Source organism: Pseudomonas nitroreducens NBRC 12694, assembly GCF_002091755.1.
GTDB lineage: Bacteria > Pseudomonadota > Gammaproteobacteria > Pseudomonadales > Pseudomonadaceae > Pseudomonas > Pseudomonas nitroreducens.
The window spans coordinates 149,896-165,667 of sequence record NZ_BDAI01000008.1 but is presented as its reverse complement, the minus strand read 5'-3'; the positions used below and the strand labels follow the sequence as shown (position 1 = coordinate 165,667).

At 64.9% G+C, this 15,772-nt stretch carries 16 protein-coding genes; 9 read left to right on the top strand and 7 right to left on the bottom strand.

The features are described 5' to 3' along the window. The first annotated feature begins 56 nt into the window (after nt 1-56). Entirely contained in the window at nt 57-1,793 is a 1,737-nt protein-coding gene (gene aceK, locus PNI01S_RS20285; RefSeq protein ID WP_024765278.1) for a bifunctional isocitrate dehydrogenase kinase/phosphatase, read from the top strand. A 68-nt stretch (nt 1,794-1,861) separates the two neighbouring features. Here aceK and PNI01S_RS20280 read toward each other — a convergent pair whose 3' ends face one another. Continuing rightward, on the bottom strand, nt 1,862-3,766 hold the full coding sequence (locus tag PNI01S_RS20280) for a potassium transporter Kup (RefSeq protein ID WP_024765279.1): 1,905 nt from the start codon (nt 3,764-3,766) through the stop codon (nt 1,862-1,864). A gap of 244 nt (nt 3,767-4,010) precedes the next feature. On the opposite strand from PNI01S_RS20280, the gene rimO reads away from it, so the two are divergent. From rimO to PNI01S_RS20265, 3 genes are read left to right on the top strand one after another with little or no spacing between them, the layout of a single operon-like run. Continuing rightward, entirely contained in the window at nt 4,011-5,333 is a 1,323-nt protein-coding gene (gene rimO / locus PNI01S_RS20275) for a 30S ribosomal protein S12 methylthiotransferase RimO (RefSeq protein ID WP_084358889.1), read from the top strand. A gap of 53 nt (nt 5,334-5,386) precedes the next feature. Further along, the gene (locus PNI01S_RS20270; protein WP_024765281.1) at nt 5,387-5,848 is read left to right on the top strand and encodes a YehS family protein; all 462 of its coding nucleotides are present in this window, start codon (nt 5,387-5,389) and stop codon (nt 5,846-5,848) included. 7 nt (nt 5,849-5,855) lie between these two features. Continuing rightward, the gene (locus tag PNI01S_RS20265; RefSeq protein WP_084358888.1) at nt 5,856-6,224 is read left to right on the top strand and encodes a DUF2784 domain-containing protein; all 369 of its coding nucleotides are present in this window, start codon (nt 5,856-5,858) and stop codon (nt 6,222-6,224) included. Here the strand turns inward: PNI01S_RS20265 and PNI01S_RS20260 are convergent. Then, nucleotides 6,172-7,755, bottom strand: coding sequence for an ArnT family glycosyltransferase (locus tag PNI01S_RS20260; RefSeq protein ID WP_084358887.1), 1,584 nt, complete (start codon nt 7,753-7,755; stop codon nt 6,172-6,174). The genes PNI01S_RS20265 and PNI01S_RS20260 overlap by 53 nt on opposite strands. Before the next feature lie 172 nt (nt 7,756-7,927). Here PNI01S_RS20260 and PNI01S_RS20255 point away from each other — a divergent pair, with 172 nt between their 5' ends. Both PNI01S_RS20255 and tsaA read left to right on the top strand, forming a co-directional pair. Next, nucleotides 7,928-8,701, top strand: a complete 774-nt coding sequence (locus PNI01S_RS20255; RefSeq protein ID WP_065084304.1) for an SDR family oxidoreductase — start codon at nt 7,928-7,930, stop codon at nt 8,699-8,701. Between the two features lie 58 nt (nt 8,702-8,759). Beyond that, nucleotides 8,760-9,458: a tRNA (N6-threonylcarbamoyladenosine(37)-N6)-methyltransferase TrmO gene (tsaA, locus tag PNI01S_RS20250; RefSeq protein WP_084358886.1), complete on the top strand. Its 699-nt coding sequence runs from the start codon at nt 8,760-8,762 to the stop codon at nt 9,456-9,458. Nucleotides 9,459-9,466: 8 nt separating this feature from the next. Here tsaA and PNI01S_RS20245 read toward each other — a convergent pair whose 3' ends face one another. Beyond that, nucleotides 9,467-9,769, bottom strand: coding sequence for a heme-binding protein (locus PNI01S_RS20245; protein WP_084358885.1), 303 nt, complete (start codon nt 9,767-9,769; stop codon nt 9,467-9,469). Between the two features lie 60 nt (nt 9,770-9,829). On the opposite strand from PNI01S_RS20245, the gene PNI01S_RS20240 reads away from it, so the two are divergent. Beyond that, a complete protein-coding gene (locus PNI01S_RS20240; protein ID WP_084358884.1) occupies nt 9,830-10,243 on the top strand; it encodes a VOC family protein in 414 nt (137 codons plus the stop codon). Between the two features lie 108 nt (nt 10,244-10,351). Here PNI01S_RS20240 and fpr read toward each other — a convergent pair whose 3' ends face one another. Continuing rightward, nucleotides 10,352-11,128, bottom strand: a complete 777-nt coding sequence (fpr, locus tag PNI01S_RS20235) for a ferredoxin-NADP reductase (protein ID WP_017517998.1) — start codon at nt 11,126-11,128, stop codon at nt 10,352-10,354. A gap of 223 nt (nt 11,129-11,351) precedes the next feature. Between fpr and PNI01S_RS20230 the strand changes: the two genes are divergently transcribed. Then, entirely contained in the window at nt 11,352-12,278 is a 927-nt protein-coding gene (locus tag PNI01S_RS20230; RefSeq protein ID WP_024765289.1) for a LysR family transcriptional regulator, read from the top strand. Between the two features lie 110 nt (nt 12,279-12,388). Here PNI01S_RS20230 and PNI01S_RS20225 read toward each other — a convergent pair whose 3' ends face one another. Further along, nucleotides 12,389-12,760 carry a diacylglycerol kinase gene (locus PNI01S_RS20225; RefSeq protein WP_024765290.1) on the bottom strand — a complete coding sequence of 124 codons (372 nt, stop codon included), beginning with the start codon at nt 12,758-12,760 and terminating at the stop codon, nt 12,389-12,391. Between the two features lie 107 nt (nt 12,761-12,867). Continuing rightward, nucleotides 12,868-13,518 carry a response regulator transcription factor ErdR gene (gene erdR / locus PNI01S_RS20220; RefSeq protein ID WP_024765291.1) on the bottom strand — a complete coding sequence of 217 codons (651 nt, stop codon included), beginning with the start codon at nt 13,516-13,518 and terminating at the stop codon, nt 12,868-12,870. Nucleotides 13,519-13,784: 266 nt separating this feature from the next. On the opposite strand from erdR, the gene PNI01S_RS20215 reads away from it, so the two are divergent. After that, nucleotides 13,785-14,669: a DMT family transporter gene (locus tag PNI01S_RS20215; protein WP_024765292.1), complete on the top strand. Its 885-nt coding sequence runs from the start codon at nt 13,785-13,787 to the stop codon at nt 14,667-14,669. A gap of 89 nt (nt 14,670-14,758) precedes the next feature. Here PNI01S_RS20215 and PNI01S_RS20210 read toward each other — a convergent pair whose 3' ends face one another. Then, a complete protein-coding gene (locus PNI01S_RS20210; protein WP_024765293.1) occupies nt 14,759-15,475 on the bottom strand; it encodes a tRNA-uridine aminocarboxypropyltransferase in 717 nt (238 codons plus the stop codon). Nucleotides 15,476-15,772: the final 297 nt, after the last annotated feature.

The window sequence follows — 15,772 nt, the reverse complement described above, 5'->3', positions numbered from 1 at the left end:
CCTCCTCCGCCCCCATGGCTAAGCTCGCTGCACAAGAACTCTGCAGAGGCGCTCCCATGGCTCAGCACTGGCCGGCGACCGAGATCGCGACCCTGATCCTCGAAGGCTTCGACGACTACCGCGCGCAGTTCCACCGGATCACCGCCGGCGCGCCGGCGCGCTTCGAACAGGCACATTGGCAGGAAGCGCAGCAGGCCTCGGCCGAGCGCATCAACCTGTACGAGGAAAAAGTCGCCGAGACCGTCGAGCGCCTGACCCGCGCCATGGCCGGCATCGACCTGGTGGACGTGGAGCGCTGGCCCATCGCCAAGAGCGCCTACATCACCCTGATCGACCCGCGGCTGGACGACGAGCTGGCGGAAACCTGGTTCAACTCGATCTTCTGCGGCCTGTTCAGCCACGACAACATCAGCGACGGCACGATGTTCGTCCACACCACCCGGCCCGCGCTGCGTGCCCACTCCCGTGATCCGCACACGCGCCTCTACCGCCCCGGCGGCAAGCTGCGCCAGGCGCTGGAGCGCATCTTCGACGACTACCGGTTCGCCGTGGACTACGACGACCGCGAGCGCGACCTGGAGCGTATGGATCACCTGCTGCACGCCAACCTGCCGGACTGGGTGTGCAAGGACCCGACCCTGACCATCGAGCTGATCGGTTCGGTGTTCTACCGCAACAAGGGCGCCTACCTGGTGGGCCGCCTGTTCACTCCCGAAGAGCAATGGCCGCTGGTGTTCCCGCTGGTGCACCACGAAGGGCGCGGCATCCAGTTCGACACGGTGATCACCGACGAGGCCGAGGTCTCGATCATCTTCTCCTTCACCCGCTCCTACTTCATGGTCGACGCGCCGGTGCCGGCAGAAATGGTCGCCTTTCTCAAGCGCCTGCTGCCGGGCAAGCACATCGCCGAGCTGTACACCTCCATCGGCTTCTACAAGCAGGGCAAGAGCGAGTTCTACCGCGCGCTGATCAACCACCTGGCGGCCACCGACGACCGCTTCGTCATGGCCCCCGGTGTGCGCGGCATGGTGATGAGCGTGTTCACGCTGCCGGGCTTCAACACGGTGTTCAAGATCATCAAGGACAACTTCAACCCGGCCAAGACCGTGGACCACGCCACGGTGATCCAGAAGTACCAGTTGGTGAAGAACCACGACCGCGTCGGCCGCCTGGCCGACACCCAGCAGTTCGCCGACTTCCGCTTCCCGGTGAGCAAGTTCGAACCCGACTGCCTGGCCGAGCTGCTGGACGTGGCGCCCTCCACCGTGGTGCTGGAAGGCGATGTGGTGCTGATCCGCCATTGCTGGACGGAGCGCCGCATGACCCCGCTGAACCTGTACCTGGAACAGGCCACCGAGGCCCAGGTGCACGAGGCGCTGTACGACTACGGGCTGGCGATCAAGCAACTGGCGGCGGCGAATATCTTCCCCGGCGACATGCTGCTGAAGAACTTCGGCGTCACCCGCCACGGCCGTGTGGTGTTCTACGACTACGACGAGATCAGCTACCTGACCGAGGTGCACTTCCGCCACATCCCGCCGGCGCGCTACGAGGAAGACGAGCTGTCCTCCGAGCCCTGGTACTCGGTGGGGCCGATGGACGTGTTCCCCGAGGAGTTCCCGCGTTTCCTGTTCGTCGACCTGAAGCTGCGCCGGCAATTCGCCAAGCTGCACGGCAACCTGTTCGATGCCGACTACTGGAAGGGATTACAGGAGCAGATTCGCGCAGGGAAGGTGATCGATGTGTTCCCCTACCGCCGCCATGAATCACCGGAGGAAGCGCTGACGCGCTGATCCCGCTCGCTGCCCCGGCCAACAGGAAAAACGCGCCAATCGGCGCGTTTTTCATGGGCGGCGTGCACTCAGATTTCCACCTGCGTCCCCAGTTCGATCACTCGGTTCAGCGGCAGGTTGAAGTAACGCAGGTTGCCGTTGGCGTTCTTCAGCAGGAAGGCGAACAGTGCCTCGCGCCAGCGCGCCATGCCGATCAGCTTGGACGGGATCACCGTCTCGCGGCTGAGGAAGTAGGTGGTGCGCATCGGGCTGAAGTCCAGCTCGTTGAGGTGGCACAGCTTGAGCGCCTGCGGGATGTCCGGGTCCTCGATGAAGCCGAAGTGCAGCACCACGCGGAAGAAGCCCTCGCCGTAGGCGTCCACCTCGAAGCGACGGTCCGGGGCAACCCGCGGGCTGTCTTCGTTGACCACGGTGAGCAGGACGACCTGCTCGTGCAGCACCTGGTTGTGCAGGAGGTTGTGCAACAGCGCGTGAGGCACGGCGTCGGTGCGCGCGGTGAGGAACACCGCAGTGCCCTGCACGCGGTGCGGCGGCTGCGAGCGGATGCTGGAGATGAACAACGGCAGCGGCAGCGAGCCTTCGTCGAGACGGTCCACCAGCAGTTGGCGGCCGCGCTTCCAGGTGGTCATCAGGATGAACAGGCCGATACCGGCGACCACCGGGAAGGCACCACCCTGGACGACCTTGGGCAGGTTCGCGGCGAAGAACAAGGTGTCGACGAGCAGCATCATCAGGAAGAACGGAATCGCCAGCCACAGCGGCCACTTCCACATCAGCCAGATCACCACGCCCATCAGCAGCGTGGTCATCAGCATGGTGCCGGTCACCGCGACGCCGTACGCCGAGGCCAGCGCGGCGGAGGACTCGAAGCCCAGCACCAGCAGCACCACGCCGACCATCAGTGCCCAGTTCACCATGCCGATGTAGATCTGCCCCTGCTCGTGGCTGGAGGTGTGCTGGATCACCATGCGCGGCACGTAGCCGAGCTGGATGGCCTGACGGGTCAGGGAGAAGGCGCCGGAGATCACGGCCTGCGACGCAATCACCGTGGCCGCGGTGGACAGCGCCACCAGGGGCACCAGCGCCCAGCTTGGCGCCGTCAGGTAGAAGGGGTTACGCGCGGCTTCGGCGTTGACCAGGATGGTCGCGCCCTGGCCGAAATAGTTGAGCACCAACGCCGGCAGCACCAGGGCGAACCAGGCACGGGCGATGGGCTTGCGGCCGAAGTGGCCCATGTCAGCGTACAACGCCTCGGCGCCGGTCAGCGCCAGCACGGTGGCGCCGAGGATCGCCACGCCGATGCCCGGATGCGAAATGAAGAAGTTGAGCGCCCAACCCGGACTCATTGCCTTCAGCACTTCCGGTTGCTGCGCCACGCCATAGATACCCAGCGCCGCCAGCGCAAGGAACCAGGCCACCATCACCGGGCCGAAGAGGATGCCGATGCGCGCGGTACCGTGCTTCTGGATGAGGAACAGGCCGACCAGCACGATCAGCGAAAGCGGCACGACCCAGTGCTCCAGCCCGTCGAAGGCGATTTCCAGGCCCTCGATCGCGGAAAGCACCGAAATCGCCGGAGTGATCATGCTGTCGCCATAGAACAGCGCCGCGCCGATCAGCCCGGCGATCACCACCATCGCCTGCAACTTGTGGCGCCCGGTAGCGGCGCGACGGGCCAGAGCCGACAGCGCCATTACCCCGCCCTCCCCCTGGTTGTCGGCGCGTAGGACGAAGATCACGTACTTGATCGACACCACCCAGATCAGCGACCAGAAGATCAGCGACAGCACGCCCAGCACGCCGTCGTGGTTGGCCTGCACACCATAACCGCCCACGAAGACTTCCTTCAGGGTGTACAGCGGGCTGGTACCGATATCGCCATAGCACACGCCCACGGCACCGACCATCAGGCCGATCGCGGAGCTCGAGTGGGGCTGTTCATGCTCAACGGTGCCGGCGCTTGCATCGGACATGTAACAAAATTCCTCAAAAAAATTCGGCGCATCCTGCTCCGACCCATTCGTCGATGCAAGAGCCGGGTTCGAAGGTTCTGATTGACTATAGAGCCTGTTGCCCGGAATTACCGGGCGCAAGGGGTTGTCCGGCGGCGTGCGACAGCTTGTCCCAGAGAGGCTGGTCAAGTGCGCGGGACGCCGCTAGAATTGCGCACTTTTTGATCAGAGGCGCCGCCAGCGCGCCCTTCGAGGTTAGCCGCACATGTCCACCGCCACACCCAAAGTAGGATTCGTCTCGCTCGGATGCCCGAAAGCGACTGTCGACTCCGAACGCATCCTCACCCAACTGCGCATGGAAGGGTACGAAATCGTCCCCACCTACCAGGACGCGGACGTGGTGGTGGTGAACACCTGCGGCTTCATCGACAGCGCCAAGGCCGAATCCCTGGACGCCATCGGCGAAGCCATCGCCGAGAACGGCAAGGTGATCGTCACCGGTTGCATGGGCGTGGCTGAAGACAGCATTCGTGACGTGCACCCCAGCGTGCTGGCCGTGACCGGCCCGCAGCAGTACGAGCAGGTGGTCAATGCCGTCCACGAGGTGATTCCGCCCAAGGCCGAACACAACCCGCTGATCGACCTGGTGCCACCACAGGGCATCAAGCTGACCCCGCGCCACTACGCCTACCTGAAGATTTCCGAAGGCTGCAACCACAGCTGCAGCTTCTGCATCATCCCGTCGATGCGCGGCAAGCTGGTCAGCCGCCCGGTGGGCGACGTGCTCAGCGAAGCCCAGCGCCTGGTGAAAGCCGGTGTGAAGGAACTGCTGGTGATCTCCCAGGACACCAGCGCCTACGGCGTGGACCTGAAGTACAAGATGGACTTCTGGGACGGCCAGCCGGTGAAGACCCGCATGCTGGAGCTGTGCCAGGCGCTCTCCTCGATGGGTGTGTGGGTGCGCCTGCACTACGTCTATCCGTACCCCAACGTCGACGACGTGATCCCGCTGATGGCCGAGGGCAAGCTGCTGCCCTACCTGGACATCCCCTTCCAGCACGCCAGCCCGAAAGTGCTCAAGTCCATGAAGCGCCCCGCCTTCGAGGACAAGACCCTGGCGCGTATCAAGAAGTGGCGCGAGATCTGCCCCGAGCTGACCATCCGCTCCACCTTCATCGTCGGCTTCCCCGGCGAGACCGAGGACGACTTCCAGTACCTGCTCGACTGGCTGACCGAAGCCCAGCTCGACCGCGTCGGCTGCTTCCAGTACTCCCCGGTGGAAGGCGCCCCGGCCAACGACCTGGGCCTGGAAGTCGTCCCCGATGACGTCAAGCAGGACCGTTGGGAGCGCTTCATGGCACACCAGCAGGCCATTTCCGCCGCACGCCTGCAGCTGAAGATCGGCAAGGAAATCGACGTGCTGATCGACGAAGTGGATGACGAAGGCGCGGTCGGCCGCTCCTTCGCCGACGCCCCGGAAATCGACGGCGCCGTGTACATCGACAGCTTCGATGTGAAGCCGGGCGACAAGGTGCGCGTGCGCATCACCGACGCCGACGAGTACGACCTCTGGGCCGAACTGGTCTGATCCGCAAAAGCCCCGCTGATGCGGGGCTTTTCATTTCTGCTATTGGAAAGCCCATGACCAACAACGACGTACTGCGCAGCCTGCGCTACCTGCTGGACATCCGCGATGCGCAGGTCGCCGAGATCACCGCGCTGGCCGGCTTCAACCTCAGCACCGAGGATGTCGGCGCCTTCCTCGCCCGCGACGACGAGCCGGAGTTCAAGCCCTGCAGCGACCGCGTGCTGGCGCACTTCCTCGACGGCCTGATCGTGCATCGCCGTGGCCGCGACGAATCGCGCCCGCTGCCGCCGGTGGAACTGCCGCTGACCAACAACATCACCCTGAAGAAACTGCGCGTGGCCTTCGAACTGCGCGACGACGATATCCTCGCGATCCTCGACAGCGTCAGCTTCATCGTCACCAAGACAGAACTGGGCGCGCTGTTCCGCAAACCCGGCCACAACAACTACCGACCCTGCGGCGACCAGTTGCTGCGCAACTTCCTCAAGGGCCTGACGCAGCGCCAGCAGCGCTGAGATCGACATGCTCTATCGCCTGGCCGCCGACGCCGTTGTCCTGTTCCATCTGGGCTTCATCCTCTTCGCGCTGCTCGGCGGCCTGCTGGTGCTGCGCTGGCCGCGCCTGGCGTGGCTGCACGTACCGGCGGCGGTCTGGGGCATGGCGGTGGAATTCCTCCACCTCTATTGCCCGCTCACGCCGCTGGAGAATCACTTCCGCGCCCTGGCCGGCGGCCAGGGCTACAGCGGCGGCTTCATCGAGCATTACCTGATCCCGCTGATCTACCCCGCCGGCCTGACCGAGGCAACCCAGGTCGTCCTCGGCCTCATCGTGGCCGCAGTCAATCTGCCGCCTTACCTGCTTCTGCTGCGCCGGCTGCTGCGTTCGCGCTGAGCGGCTTGTCCATCGGCAGATAGGCCAGGCTCGCCTCCTTGTTCTTCGCGTGCCCCAGGCGCTGGCCATTGTTGAGCCCGGACTCGATCAGCCGGTGATCCGCCGTCAGCCAGTTCAGCGGCTGCGTACCTTCATGGGTCACCTGGGAAACGATCAGGGTGCGCGACGGGTCCCAGTCCTCGCCGGTGCGCTGGCGCAGCCAGGCGAACAACGCGGCGCTGTCGCCCTGCGGATAATCGGAATGGATATAGAGGAAGGGATGGGCCTGCCGTTCGCCATGCTTCTGCAGATAGATCGGCAGGCGCGCGTCGTCGTCACCGAGGACCAGTACCCGCCACTGCGACCAGGGCGCCGTCTGCTCCGCCGCGGCACGCACCTCCCTGGCGAACAGCGGAACCCCGCCGCCAGCATTGCTCCATGGGTACGCCACGCCCACCACCAGCAGCATTACCACCGCTGCGGCGCCGACCGCCCGCGGCCAGGCACGCCCCAGCCCGGCCAGCTTGCGTTCCTGCCGCCACTCGATCACCCACCACGCACCCAACAGTTGCGCGAACGGCACCAGCGGAAGCACGTAGTAACTGCGCCGGCCACCGCTGGCGGTGAAAAATGCGAACAGCAATACCAGCGCCCAGACCAGCCAGCGCGCATTGGGCTCCAACTGCTTCCAGCGGCGCACGGCGAACCACAAGCCGAGTATCCACAACGGCGCCCAGGGCAGCGTGTAGGCCGGCAGATAGAGCAGGTAGGTGTAAATCGGCCCCTCGTGGTCGAAGGGCTGGAAGAAGCGCACCACGTTCTCGCGGAATACCAGCGCCAGCCCGCTCTCGCCGTAGCTGGGCTGGCCGTAGAAGTGCGACAGCACGAAGGGAATCGCATACACGCCACCGGCCACTACCAGCGCCACCAGCAACCGCAGGTTCAGGTGCCGGCGCCAGCGCCCGGCGCTGAGCAGATGCGGCAGCAGCACCAGCCCCGGCAGGACGAAACCGATCAACCCCTTGCACAGCGACGTCAGCGAGAGGATCAGGAAGAAGCCCAGGTAGTTCCTGAACCGCGTGTCCTCCGGGTCACGCCAGTACCAGGCCAGCGCCGCCAGCACGCCGAACACCGTGAGCATGTCCGCCGTCGCCACCCGCGCCCAGAACAGGAAGTAGAAAGTGGTCGCCAGCAGCCAGCCGGCCAGCAGTCCGGTGCCCTTGCGCAGCAGGCGTTCGCCCAGCCACCAGGTGAGCCAGATGCTGCCCAGCCCGGCCAGCACGGTGCTGAGGCGCAGCGTCCAATGGTTGAGACCGAACAGGCTGGCCGGCGCGGTGATCAGCCAGTAGGACAGCAATGGTTTGTCGTAGTACGGCGCCCCACGCAGGTAGGGATCGAAGTAGTCGCCTGACTGCAGCATCTGCAACGAGATATCCGCCCAGCGCACTTCCGGGCCCCAGACCTCGCGCCAGCCCAACCCGAACAGCAACAGCAGCGCCGAGACGCCCAATAGCAGCGCCAATGCCTTCCGATCCTTGCTCCAACCCTGCATCACCTGGCCCCGACCAACCGAATGTGCGGCGGACACTAGGGCAACGAAGGTTATGCGCAGGTTAAGAAAATGCAGCCGTCGCGTAATGCGCCGCCATTTCCCGATTGGATAGTGCTCGGAGCGCCCCGCTCATCCCGCTAGGGTGAGGCGAAAAACCAGCCAGGAGAGGCTCATGCACCCGTACTTTTCCCTCGCAGGCAAGACCGCACTGGTCACCGGCGGCACCCGCGGCATTGGCCGGATGATCGCCCAGGGCCTGCTCGAAGCCGGCGCCAGCGTCATCATCTGCGCCCGCGATGGCGCCGCCTGCGCCGACACCGCCGCCGAGCTGTCGCAGTACGGCGAGTGCATCGGCCTGCCGGCCAACCTCGCCACCGAGGAAGGCGCCCGTGCCCTGGCCGCCGAGCTGAACGAGCGCCTGGATCACCTCGACATTCTGGTCAACAACGCCGGCACCACCTGGGGCGCGCCGCTGGAAAGCTACCCGGCCTCGGGCTGGGAGAAGGTCATGCAGCTCAACGTCACCGCCGTGTTCAGCTGCATCCAGCAACTGCTGCCGCTGCTGAAGAAGGCCGGCAGTGCGCAGAGTCCGGCACGGGTGATCAACATCGGCTCGGTGGCCGGCGTCACTTCCCACGGCGAGAATGCCTATGCCTACGGCCCGAGCAAGGCTGCGCTGCACCAGCTGTCGCGCATGCTCGCCCGCGAACTGGTGGGCGACCACATCAACGTCAACGTCATCGCCCCCGGCCGCTTCCCCAGCAAGATGACCCGCCACATCGCCAACGACGAGCAGGCCATGGCCGAGGACACCGCCGTCATCCCCATGCGCCGCTGGGGCCGCGAGGAAGAAATGTCCGCTTTGGCAATAAGCCTGGCGAGCGCTGCCGGCGCCTACATGACCGGCAATATCATCCCCATCGACGGCGGCTTCCACCTCGGCTGAAACCCGTTGCGAGGGGAATCGGGTACCATGGCGGCCCCTGCAAAAAGCCTCTGCCGCCATGTCCCACACCCTCTCGCCCATCGGCTACGTCCGCTCCTGCTTCAAGGAGAAGTTCGCCATCCCGCGCCAGCCGCAACTGGCTCCGGCCGCGACCGGTGTGCTGGAACTGCTGCCGCCGTTCGACACGGGCGATGCTGTGGCAGGCCTGGAGCAGGTCAGCCACGTCTGGCTGATCTTCCTCTTCCACCAGGCGCTGGAAGACAAGCCACGGCTCAAGGTGCGCCCGCCGCGCCTGGGCGGGAACCAGTCGATGGGCGTCTTCGCCACCCGCGCCACCCACCGCCCCAACGGCCTCGGCCAATCCGTGGTGAAACTGGAAAAGGTCGAGCCCGACCGGCTCTGGCTGTCCGGCATCGACCTGCTCGATGGCACGCCGGTGATCGACATCAAGCCGTACGTGCCCTACGCGGACATCGTGGTCGAAGCGCGCAACGCCATCGCCGACGCCCCTCCCGCCCCCATCGCCGTGCACTGGGACGACGAAGCCCTGCGCCAGGCTCGTGAACATGGCCAGCGCCTCGGTCAGCCGGTGCGCGAGCTGATCGAGCAGTGCCTCGCCCAGGATCCCCGCCCGGCCTACCAGAAGCCGCCGCCCGAGCGCCGCTACGGCGTGCGCCTGTGGGACCTGGACGTGCACTGGCACTACCCGGCCGACGGCGAAATCTGCGTGCTGGACGTACAGCGCGCCGCCAACTGATTCCTGCCTCAGTCCACCGGATTGAGGGCGATCACGTCGCTCTCGAAGCACTCCTGCTCGATGATCAGCGGCTCCACCAGCGGGCGGCTGTCGCGGAAGTGCGCGGTCTGCGTGTGCGCGTCGTAGGCCGCATCGTCGCGGTAGATCTCGTAGAGGTAGATCACGTCCGGATCAAGGCGATCCTGGGACACATCGAAGACCAGGCAGCCCGGCTCGCTGGACACGGAAGCAGCGGCGTTGGCCTTGATGGCGTGGAGGAAATCCTCGGCGCTACCGGGTTTGACACGGGTCTTGATGAACAGACTGTACACAGGGCGTTCCTTTTGTTTTAAATTTAAAAATAAATTGTATACAAAAAAGGAACCGCGTCCATGTCCGATCTCCCTGCCCGCCCCGGCCGCCTCAACGGCCTGCGCCATCTCGCCCTGCTGGTGCCGAACCTGGAAGAGTGCGAGCGCTTCTATGTCGATGTGCTCGGCATGGCGGTGCTGAACCGTGCCAACGAGGACCTGGTGTACCTCACCTGCGGCAACGACAACCTCTCGCTGGGGCGCGGCTTCGGTGCCGCCAACGGGCTGCAGACCATGGATCACTATGGTTTCGTGGTGGACAGCGTGGAAGAGCTGGAAGCCTGGTACCAGTACTTCAAGGCACGCGGTGTGACGCTGCTGGACCGCCCGTTCGACCATGGCGACGGCGCGCGCAGCTTCCACCTGCTGGACCCGGCGGGGAACAAGGTGCAGCCGCTGTATCACCCGGCCGTATCCGGCCAACGCCTCACATGAGGCACCTGTAGGAACGAGCTGCTGTCTGGGGCAGAAATTCAGGCATAAAAAAACGCCGCGCTCCCAAAGGAATCGCGGCGTTCTTTCGACTGAACCGTCGGACGCTGCTTACTTCTCGACGAAGGCGCGCTCGATCAGGTAGTCGCCGGGCTCGCCCATGCGTGGGGAGATCTGCAGGCCGAAGCTGTTCAGCACTTCGCTGGTCTCGTCGAGCATGCTCGGGCTGCCGCAGATCATGGCGCGGTCGTCCTGCGGGTTCATCGGCGGCAGGCCGATGTCGGCGAACAGCTTGCCACTGCGCATCAGGTCGGTCTGGCGGCCCATGCTGTGGAACTCTTCACGGGTGACCAGCGGGCAATAGATCAGCTTCTCTTTCACCATGTCGCCGAAGTACTCGTGCTCCGGCAGGACCTTGGTGATGAAGTCCGCGTAAGCGAGCTCGCTGACCCAGCGCACGCCGTGGACCAGGATGACCTTCTCGAAGCGCTCGTAGACTTCCGGGTCCTGGATCACCGAAAGGAACGGCGCCATGCCGGTGCCGGTGCTCAGCAGGTACAGGTGCTTGCCGGGCTTGAGGTCGTCCAGCACCAGGGTGCCGGTGGGCTTGCGGCTGACCATCAGTTCGTCGCCTTCCTTCAGGTGCTGCAGACGCGAAGTCAGCGGACCGTCCGGGACCTTGATGCTGAAGAACTCCAGGTGCTCTTCGTAGTTCGGGCTGGCGATGCTGTACGCGCGCATCAGCGGACGACCGTTGACTTCCAGGCCGATCATCACGAACTGGCCGGTCTTGAAGCGCAGACCCGGGTTACGGGTGGTCTTGAAGCTGAAGAGGGTGTCGTTCCAGTGGTGCACGCTGAGAACGCGCTCGGTGTACAGGTTGCTCATCAAGGACTCCTAGGAGAAACGTGGCGCACCCCAGCAGATCCCGGACGTAGCGCAATTGCGCGACATTTTATAGGCGGCGACAATATCCGCAAAATAAATTATCTGGATATTGCTAATCCAAAACGCAGATAAGGCCGCATCATGTCGCCGCAAAAGGATACCTTCCGGGCATTCCGGCACCGGGGCGACGAAATGTCGCGCAGCCTTTTCGGAGCCATCGCCCATGAAATTCACCCTGCGCCAGCTCGAAGTCTTCGTCGCCGTCGCCCAGCAGGAAAGCGTCTCCCGCGCCGCTGCAGGGCTGTCCATGTCGCAGTCGGCGACCAGCACCGCCCTGGGCGAGTTGGAGCGGCAGTTCGACTGCAAGTTGTTCGATCGCTCCGGCAAACGCCTGACCCTCAACGCCCTCGGCCGCCAGTTGCTACCCCAGGCAGTGGCCCTGCTGGACCGCGGCAGCGAGATCGAAAACATGCTCAACGGCAAGAGCGCCTTCGGCTCGCTGGACCTGGGCGCCACCCTGACCATCGGCAACTACTTGGCGACCCTGCTGATCGGCACCTTCATGCAGCGCCAGCCCGACTGCCGGGTGCGCCTGCACGTGCACAACACCGCCCACGTGGTGCAGCGCGTGGCGCACTACGAACTCGACCTCGGGCTGATCGAAGGCGACTGCCAGCACCCGGACATCGAGGTGCAGCCGTGGATGGAGGACGAACTGGTGGTGTTCTGCGCACCGCAGCACCCACTCGCCCGCGAAGGCCACGCGAGCCTGGAGCGGCTGACGGAAGAAGCCTGGATCCTGCGGGAACAGGGTTCCGGCACGCGGCTGACCTTCGACCAGGCCATGCGACACCACGTGGAGCCGCTGAACGTGCGGCTTGAGCTGGAACACACCGAGGCGATCAAGCGTGCGGTGGAGTCAGGGCTGGGCATCGGCTGCATCTCGCGCCTGGCCCTGCGCGACGCCTTCCGCCGCGGTAGCCTGGTCCCGGTGGAAACCCCGGACCTGGACCTGCGCCGGCAGTTCTACTTCATCTGGCACCGGCAGAAATACCAGACCGCGACCATGCGCGAGTTCCTGGAACTGTGCCGCAGCGAAACCGCCGGGGTGACGCGCAGCGACGATATTGTCCTGCCGATGATTCCCTGAAGTGTGCTTTTTTGTAGGACCGAGGGGGCGCCCAACCCTTGCTCGCGAACGCTTCAAACCTGCGACATCAGTGTCAGGCCGTTCGCGAGCAAGCTCGTTCCTACAGGCCGTCAGCCGAGCAGGATGCCCGCCCAGGTCACGGTGATGATGGTCAGCGCGACGAACTGGGCCGCACTGCCCATGTCCTTGGCGTTCTTCGACAGCGGATGACGCTCCAGGGAAACCCGGTCCACCACCGCCTCGATGGCGGAATTGAGCAGTTCGACGATCAGCGCCAGCAGGCACACGGCGATCATCAGCGCGCGCTCGCCGCGGGTCACATCGCAGAAGAACGACAGCGGGATCAGGATGACGTTGATCAGCACCAGTTGGCGGAAGGCCGCTTCACCCTTGAAGGCGGCGGCGAAGCCGGCCAGCGAGTAGCCGGCGGCGTTGAAGATGCGTTTCAGGCCGGTCTGGCCCTTGAAGGGGGAGGCGGACACGTGTGGTTCTCACAGGCAAAGGTCGCGGCACTCTATACCAGCGATCGTCAAAAAGGGGTCAAGGCCATTACAGAATGTAACGGCCCCTGAGCCGGAATATGGTGGCCTCAGGCCCCCGGCACCGACTCCATCTGCGCCAGCAACAGCGCCGCCTGGGTGCGGGTGCGTACGTTCAGCTTGCGGAAGATCGCGGTGACGTGAGCCTTCACCGTGGCTTCGGAGACACTCAGCTCGAAGGCGATCTGCTTGTTCAGCAGGCCTTCGCAGACCATGGTCAGCACACGGAACTGCTGCGGCGTCAGGCTGGCCAGGCCAGCGCTGGCGGCGCGCACGTCATCGCTCATCTCGGTCACGGCATCCACCTGCGGCGGCCACCAGACGTCGCCATCGAGCACCGCCCGCACGGCCTGCTGCAGCACACTCAGTTCGCTGGACTTGGGGATGAAGCCACTGGCGCCGAACTCACGGGAGCGCTGTACCACGGCGGCATCTTCCTGGGCCGAGACCATCACCACCGGGATCTGCGGGTACTGCCCGCGCAACAGCACCAGGCCGGAGAAGCCGTAGGCGCCGGGCATGTTGAGGTCCAGCAGCACCAGATCCCAGTCGGCCTTCTCGTTCAGGCGCGTCTCCAGCTCCGCGATACTCGCGGCCTCCGACAGTCGCGCCTCGGGGCCAAGACCGATGGTCAGGGCCTGGTGCAGGGCACTGCGGAACAGCGGGTGATCGTCAGCGATCAGGATCTCGTAGGAAGCCATGAATTTTCCTTGAAGGCCGCGTCGAAGTACTGCCGTGGATAACAGCCAGACTTGCGCAGGAAAGGTCGGAGCACGGATAGAGCACTGCTTGTCGCATTGTACGCAAAGACAACCCTCGGTGTCCGCCGCGAATACATCGCCCAACGGTACATGCAGCGTGGTTTCAAAGCCCCTGCCAGTGTACCCGCCGAGAAGCCGCTCCCCTTTCCAAAGGCCCGGTGTTACGGCAGAGTTCCGCTTTTTTTCCTGCCTGTTACGAGAACAAGATGAAAAGCCATGCGCTACGCGCCGATATCCTGATGCTGTTCACCGCGATGATCTGGGGGGTCTCCTTCGTCGCGCAACGCCTCGGGATGGATGCCATCGGTCCCTTCCTCTATACCGGCCTGCGCTTCACCCTCGGCGCCGTGGCACTGCTGCCGCTGCTGGCCTGGTCGAGCAAGCGTGGCGCCCAGCCGTTCAACCGGGGCCAGATCCTCGCGGGCCTGGCCATCGGCACCGCGCTGACCGTGGGGATCAACCTGCAGCAGGTTGGCCTGATGTTCACCAGCGTGACCAATTCCGGCTTCATCACCGGCCTGTACGTCATCATCGTGCCGCTGCTCGGCCTGCTGATCGGCCATCGAGCCGGCATGGGCACCTGGCTGGGTGCCGCGCTGGCCGTGACCGGCATGGCCATGCTGAGCATCGGCCCGGGCTTTCACGTCGCCTCCGGTGACTGGCTGCAATTGACCGGTGCCTTCGTCTGGGGCGGCCACGTCCTGCTCGTCGGCCTGTTCGCCAGCCGCTATGACCCGATCCGTCTGGCCTTCCTGCAGTTCGTCACCTGCGCGGTGGTGAGCATGATCCTGGCCGTGGTGTTCGAAGAGATTCACTGGGACGCCATCGTCCAGGCCGCCCCCGCCCTAATCTATGGCGGCCTGTTCGGCGTCGCCACCGGCTTCACCCTGCAGGTCATCGCACAGAAGCACGCCATTGCCTCCCACGCGGCGATCATCCTCTCGCTGGAGGCGGTGTTCGCCGCCATCGCCGGCGCGCTGTTCCTCGACGAGACCCTGCATGTGCGCGGTTACTTCGGCTGCGCGCTGATGCTGGCCGGCATGCTGGTGGCACAGCTTTGGCCGAAGAAAGCCGAGGTGAAGGCGGTCTGATCTCTACTGCATAACGGAGCGAGACTGTTCGCGAACCGCACACCTCGGCGCCCACCCTGAAAATCACATTCATGCGATGAAGAGCCGATCTAGCGCTCGGTAAACGGTCTCAACGCCTGGTGCGCCGGGCTCTGCTCGTCCAGCGGCTGCTGGCGCTTGGAGCCCAGGTAACGCTCGCTGAACACATCCAGATAAGCGTCCAGCGCATCGCCGGCGCGGCGGTCACCGGCCAGCCCGAGGCAAAGCGCAGCAACTTCGGCGGTGCACAGGTGCTCGTCGAACTTGGAGCGGCGCAGGCGATAGCGTGACAGGGCATCGGGGGTGATGCTCAGCACGGGGAAACGGTCCAGGTAGGGGCTCTTGCGGAACATCTTGCGCGCCTCATTCCAGGTGGCGTCGAGCAGGATGAACAGCGGGCGCTTGCCGGCCTGCGGCTCCACCGTGGTCACTACGCGCTCGGGCTGGACGAACTCGCCGGGGAATACCACATACGGCTGCCACTGCGGATCGTCGAGCAGCGCCAGCAGCGCCGGATCGACCTCGATACGCGACCAGCCGAACGCCCAGGTGTCGGGCACCGTCTCGGCGATCAGCCAGCCGGTATTGCTCGGTTTGAGCGGCTCGGTGTCGAACATCACCAGGCACATCGCCGCGTTGGACTCGACCTGCGGGCGCAGGCCGCACATGCAGTAGTTCGGCCGCAGGCGGCAACCGGGACAGCGTGGCGAGCGCGAGCCACGGGCCACGAAGGGCTTGAGGCAGCGGGCCAGGCGCTGATCACGCAGGCGGGCGACAGCGTGACTCATCGGGCCACCGGGGTGCGGAAGATCGGACGGTACATCGAAGGCTCGAACGGGGCGACGGTTGCGGACCGCCGATTGTACCAGAGCTGCAACCTGCCTCCCTGTACACGGCCGAGTGGCGATGAAAGTCGCGACCGGCTTCGCGTCATCCCTCGACGAAGTTGGCCGCCTGACGTGCCGGACAGCGGGCTGCGGCAATCGAATCTCGGCAGGGAGGTCGTTTTCGGGGACAATAGGCGGCTGTAATGACCAGCGAACCCGGAAGGCTCGCCACGGTCGAATCGGCACCATTGTCAGGAG